Below are 15,416 nucleotides of genomic sequence, written 5' to 3'. Positions count from 1 at the left end.
CTCCCCGGCGTCGGCGGTACGCCAGCAGTACCCCGAGCGGGTCGCGATGATGCCTGCCACCGGTACCGGCCCCGGCACGCGTGCCCTGGTCGTCGTGCCGCGTCCGTTGTTCAGTCGAGCTGCGCCAGCGTCCGACCGATGTTGTGCTCGACGATCGCCAGCATGCCGGCGCGGTCCGGGAAGGGGCCGTCGAGCAACCGCAACGGTCCCTCCACCAGCGACAGGTGAAGCGCCAGCCGGTAGAACCGCAGCCGGTCGACGTCCAGGCCGCCGACGGCGAGGTGCCGGTAGCCCGCGCCGAACCGCAACTCCAGGAAGGCGTGCTCCCACTCGACGTCGAGGTAGCCGGCTCCCTCGACATCGATCAGCACCGGTTCGTCGCGGTCGTCGACGAGCACGTGGTCGGGTCCGAGTTCGCTGTGGATCAGCCCGAACCGGGTACGTGGGGACAGCACCGCGCACCGCTCACGGAGTGTGTCGGCCAGTCGATCCCGCACGTCGGCGATCCGGTCAACCCGAGAAGCGACCACGGCAAGCTGGCGGAGCGCCCGGTCCAACACCACCTGCTCGACCGACTGGTTCGGCTGGTTCGGCGACGGCCCACCGTTCCCGGGACGGCCGGCGCGGCCCGGCGACAATCTCCCGTCCCCGGGGCGGCCGGCGTGGTCCCGCGTCCGTCCGTGCATGGTCCGGACGGCCGCGCCGAGTCGACGCAACACCGCCCCGGCCCGGTCCGGATCCCGCACGGTCAGCCGTTCCAGGCTGCCGCCCCGGACATCCTCGACCGCCGCCACGTCGCCGGGAACCAAGCGCCGGCTCCGGTCCAGCAGGACGATCCCGGGAACCCGCACCCCGGCCTCGGTGAACTCCCGGTGGGCGGCCACGAAGAGATCGATGCCGGTATCGTCGGCGAAGAAGGTGTTCCGATCCGGGTCCACGGCAGCGGGCCAGTAGTTCTCGTCGTCGTTCCACACGTACCCGATGCCAGTCGTCCCGCCATCCAGGCTCAGCCGGTAGACGCCCTTGCGGGTGCCCCCGGTGAGCCGCTGCGCCGACCGCAGCCTCCGCCCGTACGCCGCCCACGCCACCGCGCCCAGATCCTCGGCCGTCAGATGTCCATGTCCGCCGGTCATTCGGTGCAGTCTGCCTCGACAAGGCGGTTCGGGCACGTCCCTCCTCCTGCGGCGACGGTGCGCGGCGGACCTCCCGGGCGTCCCACGGCGGGACAACGGAACTACGCTCGGCGTCGCACGACGGGGGCGGCGGCAGGGCCGTCGGAAAGGACAGCTCAGTGGCCATCGACCGCATCGGGCCGCCGTTGACCGGCGGCGAACGCGAGACGCTCCGCGCCTTCCTCGACTACCAGCGGGCGACCCTGGCGATGAAGTGCGCGGACCTGACCGACGAGGAACTGCGCCGCCGCTCCATGCCGCCGTCGACACTCACCCTGCTCGGGCTCGTCCGGCACATGGCGGAGGTCGAGCGCACCTGGTTCCGCCGGGTCATCAACGCCGAGGACATCCCGCTGGTCTGGTCCGACCGGGGTGACTACCAGATGGCGTACGACGCGCGCACGGCCGACCGCGCCGAGGCGTTCGACGCCTGGCAGACCGAGATCGCCCACGCCCGCCGGATCGAACGGGACGCCGAGTCGCTCGACGTCACCGGCCACCAGGCGCGCTGGGGCAAGGACGTGTCGCTGCGGCTGGTGATGGTGCACGTGACCCTTGAGTACGCCCGACACAACGGGCACGCCGACTTCCTCCGCGAGGGCATCGACGGCGTCGTCGGAGCCTGACCGGCTGCTCTCCGTCGGGGTTTGACCAACCGCCGCGACGAACGTGGAGCCGGTATGGCGACGACAGCGGACGGCCCGCAGAGGAGCCGGTACGCCCGGCACCGCAGCGGCCCAGCCCGCCCGGAGGTCGTCCTCACTGTCCATCGCAGTCCGAGCCGACCGCGCCCAGTTGGCCACCCGTCGTCCTCAGCATGACCGCTGCCTCGCGCACGATGTCCTGCTCGAGAGGAGCGCGTCTGGCCGCGCCGTCCTCCCACAAGTCGGCCAGGAAGGCGAACCTGACAAGGGACTCCGGGTACATCAACCCACCGGCGTAGCAGGCGATGGCATGCGCGCCGTCCACCGGCGGGATGGCCCCGGACACGATACGACGCGCATACGACCAGACCGTCTCCCAGATGGCCTGGTCCTCGTCGGGCAGCCCGGGCAGACCCAACTCGTCGATCACCTGGTCCAACAGCTCACGCGCCTCGCGGTGCTCCTCGTGCGAGAGGCCCGCGAGTTCTCGCAGCGACGGACTGTCCAGCCCGTCAGCAAGCGCCTGCGCCGCGATCAGCGGCAGCTTCTCGCTGGCCACCTCACCCAGCAGCACGCGTACCCCGACGTCTCGCATGTCGATCACAAGCCGAGTCTCATGACGCCGGTGAACCCTGTCCAGACGAATCTGATCGTGTTCTCGTCCGGGGCCCAGTCGGTCCCCTCGCTCCAGCCTGATCGACGAGTCTAGACTTCTGCGATGCACAGCGCCGACGACCGAGGCTCGCGCCCTGGCGAGCCCCCACCCGAGGTGCGCATCGGCACACCGGAACGTCGCGCAGCGGAGGCCGCGCTCGAGGTCCATCTCGGTGAGAAGCGACTGGACCCGGACGAGTTCGAGCGGCGGGTACGGGCCTGCCGACTGGCACGCCACCAGACGGAGCTAGTACGGATATTCGCCGACCTTCCGGCGCCCCACCCCGAACTGCCGTCTGCCGCTCCCGCTTCCCGAGCCGAACCGGACGAGGACATGCCCCCGGTCGCGGTGGCGGGTTGCCTGACGTTGGGGCTGGGCCTGCCGGTGGCCGTCGTACTCGGGGTGGTCTACGGCACGTGGTGGGCCCTTGCCGTACCGGTGGCGATGACCGTGGCGATGACCTACATCGAGCACCTACGCCAGTCAGCGCGTCGACGCACCGGGAACAGCGACCCGAACCCTTCCGACTGACCGGCGCCCCGGACGGAGTACCTCAGGACCACCCGAGGCGACCGGCGGGGACGTCGACATCGGAGGTTAAACAGTCGGCACGTGCCAGTGGAGGACTTCCCGGACTGCCGTGGTGACATCATCGAGGGATGCCCGTGATCGAAGTTGTGCTCGGTGACATCACCAGCGAGGCCGTCGACGCCATCGTCACCGCTGCCAACGAGTCGCTGCTGGGTGGCGGCGGCGTGGATGGGGCGATTCACCGTGCGGCCGGACCGCAGTTGGCCCATGCGGGTGCCGCACTGGCGCCCTGCGATACCGGCGATGCGGTCGCCACCCCGGCGTTCGACCTGGACCCACCAGTACGCCATGTCATCCACACGGTCGGTCCGGTGTGGGAGGGCGGCGGCCATGGTGAGGCCGACATCCTGACGTCGTGCTATCGACGTAGCCTCGAGGTTGCCGACGAGGTCGGGGCCCGCAGCGTCGCCTTCCCCGCCATCGCCACCGGCGTGTACGGATTCCCCGCCGCCCGGGCAGCAGAAATTGCGATCTCGACCATCAGAGCAACGCCCACGAATGTCGAACGCGTCCGGCTGGTCGCCTTCGACGAAGAAACGTACGAGCTGCTGACCGCTGCGACGCAGGGGTGACCGGCGGCGCGACACGCCCCGGCAGAGCCTCCTCGTCCGGCCCTGTTGCTGTGGCCATCACCGCTGGCGACGATCGACCTATGAGGAAGTTGGCACGGCCCACGGCATTCGCGATGACCGTCTTGGCGCTCGGGATGACGTCCGGCTGCACCACTACGGGCGAGCCACCTGCCGACGACATCACCGCATCTGCGCCCATGACCACCCCGGCCACAGCGTCCCGCCCGATTGACGCAGACGCCCTCGTATCCCTTGAGCGAAAAGCCGCGTACGAGATACCCACGAGAAATCAGGAAGTCATTGCCGACGGCGCCGTCGTCTTCAAGAACTCTTCCGACACCGCGATACGCATCAAACAGGTAGAACCTGTGCTTGGGAGTGGCGGCAACGGCCTGGAGGTTGTGGGCACCAAGATCGCTCCGCTTCGGAACGCTTCAGACGAGCGGGTTGGGATACGGCGACAGTTCCCACCGAGCCGGTCCGTGGCAGACCGCTGGCAGGACGCTGTGGGCGCCATGATCGAGCCAGAAAGCGCCGCCTCCGCCTACGAGCTCATAATCGGCTTCAGCGTTCAAACAGGCACACATCGCATCACCGCCATCCGCATCGAATTCGAGGCAGACGGGCTCGTTTTCCACACCGACCTCAGCCACGACCTGACCCTGTGCCGAATGGCAACTCCCTCAAGTACCGCTTGTTGACGTACGCGGTCAGGCGAACTCGGGACGGACGTACCCGACGACACGATTAGGCAGTGCCATCCTCCTCGGGGGCCTCGATTCGGCTGCACATGACCTCGATGTCGCCAGAACGGATCATCTCGTCAACCGCTGCCACCATCGCCGCAACACCGGGCTCAGGGACGATCACCTGGTCAGAACACCAGAAGTAGCGACCACCGCCGGTTTCCCCGGTCCTGGCGTCCTTGTTCAGAATTTCTCTTACTGCGTCGAGAGTGAAGAAGGTGGCGTACCGGTGGGCGCCGTCATCAAGGTAGATGTGGGCATCGACGTTGTCGACCGTCTCGGGCTCTTGACCGCCGCCGAGCATGAATTGCACGACAGCGCCATCCGTCTCGACGACGTGTCCGTACATGTCATCCGGCAAGCCGTGAATCTCGCGTACTCCGTCACCCACCATGACGCGCACTGCAGCTTCCCCACTTCGGTCCCGGAGTCGCCCGGGTGCGGGACCTGCCCGCACTGTCAGCTCGGAAATCGCGTTGATCTAGATGCTGCATAGCGACATCCTGAGGTCAGGCGGCACGCGGCGTGTCTGCCTCGCCAATCGGGCGTCCGTTGCTGCCCCGTACTGACCGCCGCATCGGGCACGCTACGGGCACTGTCATCTGACGTCGAGGAGGATCGTCATGGCGTTGGTCAAGAAGGGCTCTCGGCTCATCACGGTTGACGGGACCGCCTACAGGTGGCGAGTGCGCGGCAGACCAACCTACGCCCAGGGGCTGTGTGAGCGACCCCTCGCTGTCGCTGTGGAACAGGTCGACTGCAAGGGCAGGTTGTTGCTGGTCAGCATGCCTCAGGACCATCCAAGCAACTGGATTGGCGGGCCGGCAGCGCCTGTTCTCCCGTCGACGGTCGCGGTGATTGTCCGGAGGGCATTGGCCGAGGGGTGGCAACCCACCCGGCCAGGCACGGCCTTCCATTTGACTGCGTCCGTGGGCTGATGACACGACGCTTCGGTGACCGGGCCACGTTCGCGGTGGAGATCGGCGAGGTCGAGCCGCACCAACTCCGCGTCGTCGACTTGTGGGCGGCTGGCAGAAGGCTGACGACCGAGGACGACTGGGCCTTCCTCCCGTTCTTCATCCGCGTTGTGCGGTCGAGCGCGGCACAGGTGCGCCGACGCGACGTCAAGCCCTGTCCCTTCCCGGGCCGCACGCCGGAGGAGATCTTCCGGCTGCTCCACACAGACGAGACGGAGTTCCGGGAGCAGTTCTGGTTCTTGCAGTGGGGGGAGACCGTCGACAACGTCTCCATGTACGCCTACCTGGACGACGATCTAGTAATCCTCTTCGCGTTCTGGCAGGCAGACCATCCCTTTCCAGAGGACCTGGGCAAGGTCTTCGTCGCCAGGATCCCACCGAAAGAGTTTGTGGCCACCGTCGAGGAAACAGCCGATCTGCTGGACGTCGAGTTGGTTAACGCCGATCCGCCTCGGTGAGCGAACCGCCACGCTCCACCTCAGCCACGCCGGCCCCGGCTTCACCCTGCGGGTCTACACCCACCTCCTATCGAGCAGCGAGGACCGTCCCGCCGCACAATCGGTGCCGCCTTCGGCCACGGCCTGCCGGACCCGACGGCCTGGCCACGACCCAGAGCGCCACGGGGACAGCGTTTCCGCAGCTCAAGCCCCACGACAGGTCACTTGGCGTTGAAGTAGTTCGCCTCCGGGTGGTGCACCACGATCGCGTCGGTGGCCTGCTCCGGCTCCAACTGGAACTCCTCCGACAGCCGTACCCCGATCCGGTCCGCCCCGAGTAGATCCACGATCTTCACCCGGTCCTCCAGGTCCGGGCAGGCCGGGTAGCCGAACGCGTACCGGCAGCCCCGGTAGTCGTTGCGCAGCAGCCCGGCCAGGTCCGCCGGGTCGTCGTCGGCGACGGTACGCCCCGACGGCAGCACCAGCTCGGACCGGACCCGCCGGTGCCAGTACTCGGCGAGCGCCTCGGTGAGCTGCACGGAGAGGCCGTGCACCTCGAGGTAGTCGCGGTACTCGTTACGGGCGAACAGCTTCGCCGCGTACTCGCTGATCGGCTGCCCGACAGTGACCAACTGCAACGCCACCACGTCCAACTGCTCGCCGCGCGGCTTGAAGAAGTCGGCCAGGCAGAGCCGGCGCTCCTGCCGCTGCCGGGGGAACGAGAACCGGGCCCGCTCGGTCTGGCCGTTCTCGTCCAGCACCACGAGGTCGTTGCCCTCGGCGTAGGCCGGGAAGTACCCGTACACCACCGCCGCCTCGAGGACCTTGTCGGCGGCGAGCCGGTCCAGCCAGTACCGCAGCCGGGGCCGCCCCTCGGTCTCCACCAGTTCCTCGTACGACGGCCCCTCGCCGCCCCGGGAGCCACGCAGCCCCCACTGGCCGAGGAAGGTCGCCCGCTCGTCGAGCAGAGCCGCGTACTCGGCGAGCGGCAGGCCCTTGACCACCCGGGTGCCGAAGAACGGCGGGGTGGGCACGTCCACGTCGGTCGCCACGTCGGAGCGGACCGAGGCGTCGTCCAGCTCCGGCAGCGACTCGGTGACCATCGCCCGCTGCCGCTCGCGGCGCGCCCGCCGGGCCGCCAGCGCCGCCTCCCGCTCCGGGTCCACCACGGGCGCCCCGCCGCGCTTGGCGGTCATCACCCGGTCCATCAGGGTCAGGCCCTCGAACGCGTCCCGGGCGTAGTGCACGTCGCCGGGGAACATCGCCCGCAGGTCGTCCTCGACGTACGCGCGGGTCAGCGCCGCGCCGCCCAGCAGCACCGGCCACCGCTCGGCGACGCCCCGGGCCGCCATCTCGGCGAGGTTCTCCTTCATGATGACCGTGCTCTTGACCAGCAGGCCGGACATGCCGATCGCATCCGCGCGGTGCTGCTCGGCGGCCTCCAGGATCGCGTTGACCGGCTGCTTGATGCCGATGTTCACGACCTCGTAGCCGTTGTTCGACAGGATGATGTCGACCAGGTTCTTGCCGATGTCGTGGACGTCGCCCTTGACCGTGGCCAGCACGATCCGGCCCTTGCCGCCGTCGTCGGCCTTCTCCATGTGCGGTTCGAGGTACGCCACCGCGGTCTTCATCACCTCGGCGGACTGGAGCACGAACGGCAGCTGCATCTGGCCGGAGCCGAACAGCTCGCCGACCACCTTCATGCCGTCCAGCAGGATGTCGTTGATGATCAACAGGGGTGCGGTGCCGGCGGCCATCGCCGCCTCCAGGTCGGCCTCCAGGCCGTTGCGCTCCCCGTCGATGATCCGCCGCTTGAGCCGCTCGTTCAGCGGCAGCGCGGCAAGTTCCTCCGCCCGGGACGCCCGCGCCGAGGCCGCGTCCACCCCCTCGAAGAGGTCGATGAACCGCTGGAGCGGATCGTAACCCTCCCGCCGGCGGTCGTAGACCATGTCGAGGGCGACCTCGCGCTGCTCGTCCGGGATCTTCGTCATCGGCAGGATCTTGCTGGCGTGCACGATCGCGCTGGTCAGCCCGGCCTGCACACACTCGTGCAGGAAGACCGAGTTGAGCACCTGCCGGGCCGCCGCGTTCAGCCCGAACGAGACGTTGGAGACGCCCAGGGTGAAGTTGATGCCCGGGTACCGGCGGGTGATCTCCCGGATCGCCTCGATCGTCTCGATCGCGTCCCGACGGGTCTCCTCCTGACCGGTGGAGATCGGGAAGGTCAGCGTGTCGACCATGATGTCCGGCAGTCGCATGCCCCACCGGCCGGTCAGGTCGTCGACGATCCGGGAGGCGATGCGGACCTTGTCGGCCGAGGTACGGGCCTGCCCCTCCTCGTCGATGCACATCACCACCACCGCGGCGCCGTGCTCCCGGATCACCGGCATCACCCGGCCGAAGCGGGACTCCGGTCCGTCGCCGTCCTCGTAGTTGACCGAGTTGACCACGCACCGGCCGCCGAGCATCTCCAGGCCGGCCTCGATGACCTGCGGCTCGGTCGAGTCCAGCATGATCGGCAGCGTGGAGGCGGTGGCGAACCGTCCGGCCAGCTCCCGCATGTCCTGCGAACCGTCCCGGCCGACGTAGTCCACGCAGAGGTCGAGCAGGTGCGAGCCGTCCCGGGCCTGCCCCCGGGCGATCTCCACACAGGACTGCCAGTCCCCGGCGAGCATCGCCTCACGGAACGCCTTGGAGCCGTTGGCGTTGGTCCGCTCCCCCACCATCAGCACCGTGGCGTCCTGGGCGAAGGGCACGTTGTGGTAGATCGAGGAGACGCCCGGCTCCTGCACCGGCTGCCGGGACGCCGGACGGACGCCGTGCAGCCGCTCGGACACCACCCGGATGTGCTCCGGCGTGGTGCCGCAGCAGCCGCCGATCAGCGAGACGCCGTACTCGGTGACGAAGCGCTCCAGCGCGTCGGCCAGCTCGTCCGGGGTGAGCGGGTATTCCGCCCCGTCGGCGGTCAGCACCGGCAGGCCCGCGTTCGGCATCACCGACAGCGGCACCCGGGCGTGCTGGGAGAGGTAGCGCAGGTGCTCGCTCATCTCCGCCGGTCCGGTGGCGCAGTTCAGCCCGATCAGGTCGATGCCCAGCGGCTCCAGGGCGGTCAGCGCCGCACCGATCTCGCTGCCCAGCAGCATGGTGCCGGTGGTCTCGACGGTGACGTGGCAGATCAGCGGCACGGTCGTCCCGGTCTCGGCCATCGCCCGGCGGGAACCGACCACGGCCGCCTTGACCTGGAGCAGGTCCTGGCTGGTCTCCACGATCAGCGCGTCCGCGCCACCGGCGATCAGCCCGGCCGCGTTCTCCTGGTACGCGTCGCGCAGGGTCGCGTACGCCGCGTGCCCGAGGGTGGGCAGCTTGGTGCCGGGGCCGATCGACCCGATCACGAACCGGGGACGCTCCGCGGTGCTCCACGCGTCGGCGGCCTCCCGGGCGATCCGCGCACCGGCCTCCGACAGCTCCCGGATGCGGTGCTGGATGTCGTACTCGGCGAGGTTGGCGAGGTTCGCGCCGAAGGTGTTCGTCTCGACGCAGTCGCTCCCGGCGGCCAGGTAGGCCTCATGCACCGAACGCACCACGTCCGGCCTGGTCACGTTGAGGATCTCGTTGCAGCCTTCGTAGCCCTCGAAGTCGTCGAGGGTCAGGTCAGCCGCCTGGAGCATCGTCCCCATCGCGCCGTCCGCGATGAGGATCCGGTCTGACAGCACATTCAGCAACGGGGTCCGCACCCGTTCAGGTTAGTGCGAACTCTCGTGTCGTGGTGGAGCGGTACTCGGCGCTCTCACATTCTGCCGCCGACCCACCCGTCCGCCGCGCCGACTGGTCGTCCCGGTTCGCCCCGGTCCGCGCGCCATGGGCGGCCGGCCGCCGCCCCGACCGGCGCGGCCGACGGGCCGCACGCGACGCCGGCACGTAGGCTGGCGACGTGAGGGACAACAGGGACGCCACCGCGCGGGACGGTCACACCACCACGCGTGGTGCCGGTGCCGGCCGGGACGAGCAGGGTGAGGTGACGGCGTGACCGAGTTCGACGGGCTGCCGGTGCTGCGCTCTCCGGTGGCCATCGCCGCCTTCGAGGGCTGGAACGACGCCGCGGACGCCTCCACCGCTGCCGTGGAGCACCTGGAGCAGGTCTGGGAGGCCCGCCAGGTCGCCGAGCTGGATCCGGAGGACTTCTACGACTTCCAGGTCAGCCGGCCGACGATCACCATGGCCGAGGGCGAGACCCGGCGGGTCGAGTGGCCCACCACACGGTTCATGGTGGCCAGCCCGGAGGGGACCGACCGGGACGTGGTGCTGATCCGGGGCATCGAGCCGAGCATGCGCTGGCGCACCTTCTGTGAACAGGTGCTGGAGTTGTGCCACAGCCTCGAGGTCGAGCGGGTGGTGCTGCTCGGCGCGCTGCTGGCGGACGTGCCGTACACCCGGCCACTGCCGATCAGCGGCAGCGCCTCGGACGCAGAGGCCGCCCAGCGCTACCAGCTCACCCCCACCCGCTACGACGGCCCGACCGGCATCGTCGGGGTGCTCCACGACGCCTGCACCCGGGCCGAGGTCGACGCGGTCTCGTTCTGGGTGCACGTGCCGCACTACGCCAACAACCCGCCCTGCCCGAAGGCCACCCTCGCCCTGCTGCACCGGGTCGAGGAGGTGCTCGACCTGCCGGTGCCGATGGCCGACCTGGCCGAGGAGGCCGCCGAGTGGGAGCAGCGGGTGCGCAGCGCCGCCGAGCAGGACGCCGAACTCGGTGAGTACGTCCGGGAGCTGGAGGAGCGGGTCGGCGACGCCGGCATTACCCCGTTGACCGGGGACGAGATCGCCCAGGAGTTCGAGAAGTACCTGCGCCGGCGGGGTGGTTCCGCCGGGCCGACCGCCGGTTCCTGGTAGCCGCCCACTCCCCCGACGAGCCGACCGGGCCCGGGACGTCAGTGCGACGTCCCGGGCCCGTCGTCGTTCGCCCGCCGATCGTTCGCGTCTGCCGTTCCTGTCGACTGGGAAGGCGCGGCGGGGTGGCGGAGGCAGCACCCTCTACCGCATCCTAGGAACCTAGCTGTTCTGGGATGGGAGGAGTGTCGTGCAGATCAACCCGGGGGCCGCCGAGTTCCCGCACCGCCAGATCGCCGACCAGTTGAAGGCACGGGTGCGGCGCGGGGACTGGGCGCCCGGCGAGCGGCTGCCCTCCATCCCGGCCATCGCCGAGATGTTCGGGGTGGCCAAGCAGACCGTCCAGCGCGCCGTCGACCAGCTACGGGTCGAGGGCATCCTGATCACCAAACCCGGCTCGGGTACGTACGTCCGGGGCACCCGGCGCCGGCTCAACCGGCTCTCCCGGGGCCGCTATGGCGGCTTCCGGGGCTACCACGCCGACCTGGCCGCCCGGTACCGGCAACACCTGGTCGGCGTCGGGCGCGCCCCCGCCCCACCCGAGGTGGCCGATGTCTTCGGCGTACCGGACGGCACCGAACTGCTGGTCCGGCGGCACCTGGTCCGCACCGAGGACACCCCGGTCGAGGTGGGGGCGTCGTGGTTCCTGCCGACCGACACCGCCGGCACCTCGCTGGAACGGGCCGAGGCGTTCGGCCGGCCGCTCTACCAGGAGGCGGAAGAGGCCACCGGCCGACGGTACGTCACCGCGACCGACACGATCAGCGCCCGCCAGCCCAGCCGGGAGGAGGCGGAGACCCTCCAGATTCGGCCGGACACGCCGGTGCTGCACCTGCTGCACGTGGCGTACGACGCCGCGCGCAAGCCGATCGAGGTGGCCCAGGCCACCTGGCCGGGGCCGATGACCACGCTCACCGAGGAGTACAAGGTCCCCGGCCCGACCCCGGACCCCGATCCCGACCCGGGGCTCGTACTCGGCTGACCGGCACACCGGGCCGGCCGCCGACCGACGCGGCCGGCGGCCATACCCCCGGTCAGGTCAGAGGCGGATGCCGAGCAGGGCGTCCACCGTCGTGGTGACCAGTGCCGGGGCGTCCGGGTCGTCGGCCGCGCCGGCCAGCGTCCCGTCCGCCCACTGGTCGACCAGCGCCAACGCCCCCGGGGTGTCCAGGTCGTCGGCGAGGCGTCCGCGTACCCCGGCCAGCAGCGCCGCGCCGGACGGCCCGGCGGGGGCGGCGGCGGCCTGCCGCCAGCGGGCCAGCCGCTCTGCGGCGGCGGCGAACAGGTCGTCGGTCCAGGAGCGGTCGTCGCGGTAGTGCCCGGCCATCAGGGCGAGCCGCACCGCCATCGGGTCGACCCGGTCGGCCCGCAGCCGGGACACGAAGACCAGGTTCCCCCGGGACTTGGACATCTTCTCGCCGTCCAGGCCGATCATGCCGGCGTGGACGTAGTGCGTGGCGAACGGGGCCTGCCCGGTGAGCCGCTCGGCGTGCGCCGCCGAGCACTCGTGGTGCGGGAAGATCAGGTCGTTGCCGCCGCCCTGGACGTCGATCCGGTCACCGAGCAGGTTCAACGCGATCACCGTGCACTCGATGTGCCAGCCGGGCCGTCCCGGGCCCAGGTCGCCGCCGGGCCAGGACGGCTCGTCCGGGCGCTCGCCGCGCCACAGCAACGGGTCGAGAGGGTCGCGCTTGCCGGGCCGCTGGGGGTCGCCGCCCCGTTCCGGGAAGATCTCCAGCATCTCCGCACGGGAGAGGTTGGACTCGTAGCCGAAGCGGCCGGTGGCGGTGACGTCGTAGTAGACGTCGCCGGTGCCGTCGTCAAGGCGGTACGCGGCGCCCTCCTTGAGCAGCAGCAACACCCGGTCGGCGATGTCCGGGATCGACTCGACCGCGCCGACGTAGTGCGCCGGTGGGATGATCCGCAGCGCCTCCATGTCCTCGCGGAACAGGGCGGTCTCCCGCATCGCCAGGACCTTCCAGTCCTCGCCGTCGCGCTCGGCCCGTTCCAGCAGCGGGTCGTCGATGTCGGTGACGTTCTGCACGTACCGGACCGGACGGCCGGCGTCCCGCCACATTCGCTGGACGAGATCGAACGTGATCATGGTGGCGGCGTGCCCGAGATGGGTAGCGTCGTACGGCGTGATGCCGCAGACGTACATGGTCGCCGTACCTTCCGGATCACTGCGGTGGACACCGCGCCGCGCCGAGTCGAACAACGTCAGCGGCTCGCCCCTGCCCGGCAGCCGTGGCACCTCGTGTCCCGCCCATGACTCCATGCCCGCCAGCCTAACGAGCCGTACGACACCGGGGACGACCCGAGTTGGTGATCAAGCCGACAGGCTCCCCGACGGCGTGGCCGCGTACGGGGACGGGAGCGCAGATCAGATGGGCGGCCAGGGCATCGCCGGCCATTCCTCGGACGGCTGGGGAAAGCGGTCGGCCTCCCGCAACGCCGCCACCCGGGCCGCCAGCCGGCGGATCTCGGTCAGCGTCAGGTGCGCGGCCAGTTCCTCGCCGAGCGGTCCGTGTACCTGGCGGGAGAGCCCGTCGAGCATCCCCGTCGCGTCCGGCGGCAACTGCCGGCCGGCCCAGCCCCAGAGCACCGTACGCAGCTTGTCGTCCACGTGGAAGGTCACCCCGTGGTCCACGCCGTAGATCCGGTCGTCCGGACCGACCAGCACGTGCCCGCCCTTGCGATCGGCGTTGTTGAGCACTGCGTCCAGCACCGCCAGCCGGGCCAGGCGTGGATCGTCGGCGTGCGCCAGCGCGTACGGGGTGCCGTCGTCGTCCCGGGCGGCGGCGATCGGAAACCAGCGCGGCGGCACCGCGTCCGCCGGCACGAACTCGACCAACGGCTCGGCATCGGCCGGCTCGTCGATCCAGAGCTGGCAGGAGCCGAGGCCGAACGGCCCGTCCCGCAGCACCGTCGGCGGCACCAGGTCCCAGCCGGTGGCCCGGGAGACCAGGTACGCGGCGACCTCCCGGCCGGCAAGGGTGCCGTCGGGGAAATCCCAGAGCGGACGCTCGCCCCGGACCGGCTTGTAGACGCAGCGGACGGTCACCCCGTCCAGGGTCAGCGTGCCTCGCAGGGTGGTGTTGGAGGCGTCCACGAGCCGCCCCTCCAGAGCGAACTCACCCTCGTGGAGCAGCCGCAGCGCAGCGCTCTCCTCCTCGGAGGGCCGGATGTCCGACAAGGTCACCGGTGATAGCCGTTGTGCCGGGGGCAGAGGTGGCCGGACGGGTCGAGCGGCTGGCCGCAGAGCGGGCAGGGCTGCCGTCCCGCGTTGACCACCCGGCGGGCCCGCTCGATGAACCGACGGGTGTCCTGCGGGGTCAACCGCACCCGGAGCCGGTCCAGGTCGTCGTCCGGCTCGTCGTCGTCCTCGTCCTCGTCGTCCTCGTCGTCGTCCTCCGCGCCCAGCGTGACCTCGACCTCCGCCTCGCCCACGGCGATCGCCTCGATCACCACGGTCGACGTGTCGACGTCGAACGCCAGGCCCAGGGTGCCGACCCGGAACTCCTCGTCCACCGGCGTGTCCAGGGGGTCGTTGTCGGCGATCCCGGTGGCCGGCAGCTCGGGCAACTCGACGCCGAACCGCCGTTGCGCCTCGGTGAGGAGTTCCTCCAGCTTCTCGGCCAGCAGAGAGACCTGGACCTTCTCCAGCGCGACGCTGACCACCCGGCCACCGCCGCGTGCCTGGAGGAAGAACGTCCGCTCCCCCGGCGGCCCCACGGTCCCAGCGACGAACCGCTCCGGCGGCTCGAAGGCGTGCACCTGGTGGGTCATAACCACGACCCTATCCGGCCATCGGAACGGGCGCGCACCCCACCGACCCAGAATCGTCGTCCGGGCTGCCGGGACCGGGCCGGGCGGCCAGCCGTCCCGATCGTCACCCGGCCGGGCGCGGTCACCGGCCGGCTCCCGCGCCGCCGCCCACCGCGGCGTCCGAGTCCGTCGACCGGGCCGCCCGGCGTCGCCGTTTCCGGGCCGGGGGGACGAGCCCGGCCAGATCACCGCCGGTGTCGTTGAGCCGCAGCAGGAACGGCCGGGTCGGGGTGTAGCGGATCGCGGTCACCGACGCCGGGTCGGCCACGATCCGCTGGAACAGATCCAGGTGTACGCCGAGCGCGTCCGCCACGATGGCCTTGATCACATCGCCGTGGCTGCACGCCAGCCAGACCGCCTCCGGTCCGTGCTCGGCGGTGATCCGGGCGTCCCAGGAGCGCACCGCCGCGACCGCGCGGGCCGCCATCGCGGCCATCGCCTCTCCACCGGGGAACACCACCGCGCTCGGATGCTGCTGCACCACCGGCCAGAGCGGGTCCTTCGCCAGCTTCTTGAGCGGCTGCCCCTCCCACTCCCCGTAGCCGCACTCGATCAGCCCGTCCTCGACGGTGGGGGCCGTCCCGGGCAGGGCCAGTTCCAGGGTCTGCCGACAGCGGATCAGCGGACTGGTCACCACGGCGGCCAGCGGCAGGACACGCAGTCGCTCCCCCACCGCGCGAGCCTGGTGTCGACCCGTCTCGTCCAGTTCGACCGGTTGTCGACCAGCCAGCCCACCGTCGGCGTTCGCCGTCGTCCGGCCGTGTCGCAGAAGCAGAAGGGTCGCCACGCTGACCACCCTATGGCCTGACTCGGCACTCCCCCTGTTCCCCCACTCCCCCGCCCGGCCCCGCTCCCCGCCCGGCCCCGCTCCGCCGCCGGCCTCCCGACGGCGTCGAGCAGC

The 15,416-nt window shown here is 70.7% G+C and carries 15 protein-coding genes; 7 read left to right on the top strand and 8 right to left on the bottom strand.

The window, feature by feature from the left end:
• Positions 1-110: 110 nt before the first annotated feature.
• Positions 111-1,133: a phosphotransferase family protein gene (locus GA0074692_RS06795; RefSeq protein WP_091640508.1), complete on the bottom strand. Its 1,023-nt coding sequence runs from the start codon at positions 1,131-1,133 to the stop codon at positions 111-113.
• A gap of 158 nt (positions 1,134-1,291) precedes the next feature.
• Between GA0074692_RS06795 and GA0074692_RS06790 the strand changes: the two genes are divergently transcribed.
• The gene (locus GA0074692_RS06790; protein WP_091640506.1) at positions 1,292-1,798 is read left to right on the top strand and encodes a DinB family protein; all 507 of its coding nucleotides are present in this window, start codon (positions 1,292-1,294) and stop codon (positions 1,796-1,798) included.
• Between the two features lie 133 nt (positions 1,799-1,931).
• Here the strand turns inward: GA0074692_RS06790 and GA0074692_RS06785 are convergent, their stop codons facing one another.
• On the bottom strand, positions 1,932-2,420 hold the full coding sequence (locus GA0074692_RS06785) for a hypothetical protein (RefSeq protein ID WP_091640505.1): 489 nt from the start codon (positions 2,418-2,420) through the stop codon (positions 1,932-1,934).
• Between the two features lie 114 nt (positions 2,421-2,534).
• Between GA0074692_RS06785 and GA0074692_RS06780 the strand changes: the two genes are divergently transcribed.
• The 3 genes from GA0074692_RS06780 to GA0074692_RS06770 all read left to right on the top strand — a co-directional run bounded on the left by GA0074692_RS06780 (position 2,535) and on the right by GA0074692_RS06770 (position 4,335).
• Positions 2,535-3,002, top strand: coding sequence for a DUF1707 SHOCT-like domain-containing protein (locus GA0074692_RS06780; RefSeq protein WP_091640503.1), 468 nt, complete (start codon positions 2,535-2,537; stop codon positions 3,000-3,002).
• A gap of 128 nt (positions 3,003-3,130) precedes the next feature.
• Complete coding sequence (locus GA0074692_RS06775; protein ID WP_091640501.1) at positions 3,131-3,634, top strand: O-acetyl-ADP-ribose deacetylase; 504 nt, start codon at positions 3,131-3,133, stop codon at positions 3,632-3,634.
• Positions 3,635-3,714: 80 nt separating this feature from the next.
• Positions 3,715-4,335 (top strand): hypothetical protein, encoded by a 621-nt coding sequence (locus GA0074692_RS06770; protein ID WP_091640500.1) that lies wholly within the window; start codon positions 3,715-3,717, stop codon positions 4,333-4,335.
• Positions 4,336-4,381: 46 nt separating this feature from the next.
• Here GA0074692_RS06770 and GA0074692_RS06765 read toward each other — a convergent pair whose 3' ends face one another.
• The gene (locus tag GA0074692_RS06765) at positions 4,382-4,783 is read right to left on the bottom strand and encodes a hypothetical protein (RefSeq protein ID WP_091640499.1); all 402 of its coding nucleotides are present in this window, start codon (positions 4,781-4,783) and stop codon (positions 4,382-4,384) included.
• A gap of 534 nt (positions 4,784-5,317) precedes the next feature.
• On the opposite strand from GA0074692_RS06765, the gene GA0074692_RS06755 reads away from it, so the two are divergent.
• The gene (locus GA0074692_RS06755) at positions 5,318-5,815 is read left to right on the top strand and encodes a hypothetical protein (RefSeq protein WP_091640496.1); all 498 of its coding nucleotides are present in this window, start codon (positions 5,318-5,320) and stop codon (positions 5,813-5,815) included.
• A 200-nt stretch (positions 5,816-6,015) separates the two neighbouring features.
• Here GA0074692_RS06755 and metH read toward each other — a convergent pair whose 3' ends face one another.
• On the bottom strand, positions 6,016-9,519 hold the full coding sequence (metH, locus tag GA0074692_RS06750) for a methionine synthase (protein WP_091652804.1): 3,504 nt from the start codon (positions 9,517-9,519) through the stop codon (positions 6,016-6,018).
• Between the two features lie 301 nt (positions 9,520-9,820).
• On the opposite strand from metH, the gene GA0074692_RS06745 reads away from it, so the two are divergent.
• Complete coding sequence (locus tag GA0074692_RS06745; protein WP_091640495.1) at positions 9,821-10,690, top strand: PAC2 family protein; 870 nt, start codon at positions 9,821-9,823, stop codon at positions 10,688-10,690.
• 187 nt (positions 10,691-10,877) lie between these two features.
• Positions 10,878-11,669, top strand: coding sequence for a GntR family transcriptional regulator (locus tag GA0074692_RS06740; RefSeq protein ID WP_091640493.1), 792 nt, complete (start codon positions 10,878-10,880; stop codon positions 11,667-11,669).
• 57 nt (positions 11,670-11,726) lie between these two features.
• Here the strand turns inward: GA0074692_RS06740 and mshC are convergent, their stop codons facing one another.
• From mshC to GA0074692_RS06720, 4 genes are all read right to left on the bottom strand, one after another.
• Complete coding sequence (gene mshC / locus GA0074692_RS06735; protein ID WP_091640491.1) at positions 11,727-12,965, bottom strand: cysteine--1-D-myo-inosityl 2-amino-2-deoxy-alpha-D-glucopyranoside ligase; 1,239 nt, start codon at positions 12,963-12,965, stop codon at positions 11,727-11,729.
• A gap of 105 nt (positions 12,966-13,070) precedes the next feature.
• Positions 13,071-13,889: an SCO1664 family protein gene (locus GA0074692_RS06730; protein ID WP_091640489.1), complete on the bottom strand. Its 819-nt coding sequence runs from the start codon at positions 13,887-13,889 to the stop codon at positions 13,071-13,073.
• The gene (locus GA0074692_RS06725) at positions 13,886-14,476 is read right to left on the bottom strand and encodes a DUF3090 domain-containing protein (protein WP_091640487.1); all 591 of its coding nucleotides are present in this window, start codon (positions 14,474-14,476) and stop codon (positions 13,886-13,888) included. Before GA0074692_RS06725 ends, GA0074692_RS06730 begins: the two co-directional genes overlap by 4 nt.
• A gap of 121 nt (positions 14,477-14,597) precedes the next feature.
• Positions 14,598-15,311, bottom strand: a complete 714-nt coding sequence (locus GA0074692_RS06720; protein ID WP_091640485.1) for a histidine phosphatase family protein — start codon at positions 15,309-15,311, stop codon at positions 14,598-14,600.
• Between the last annotated feature and the right edge of the window lie 105 nt (positions 15,312-15,416).

Source organism: Micromonospora pallida (assembly GCF_900090325.1).
GTDB lineage: Bacteria > Actinomycetota > Actinomycetes > Mycobacteriales > Micromonosporaceae > Micromonospora > Micromonospora pallida.
This window is presented reverse-complemented; position numbering and strand designations above follow the sequence as displayed.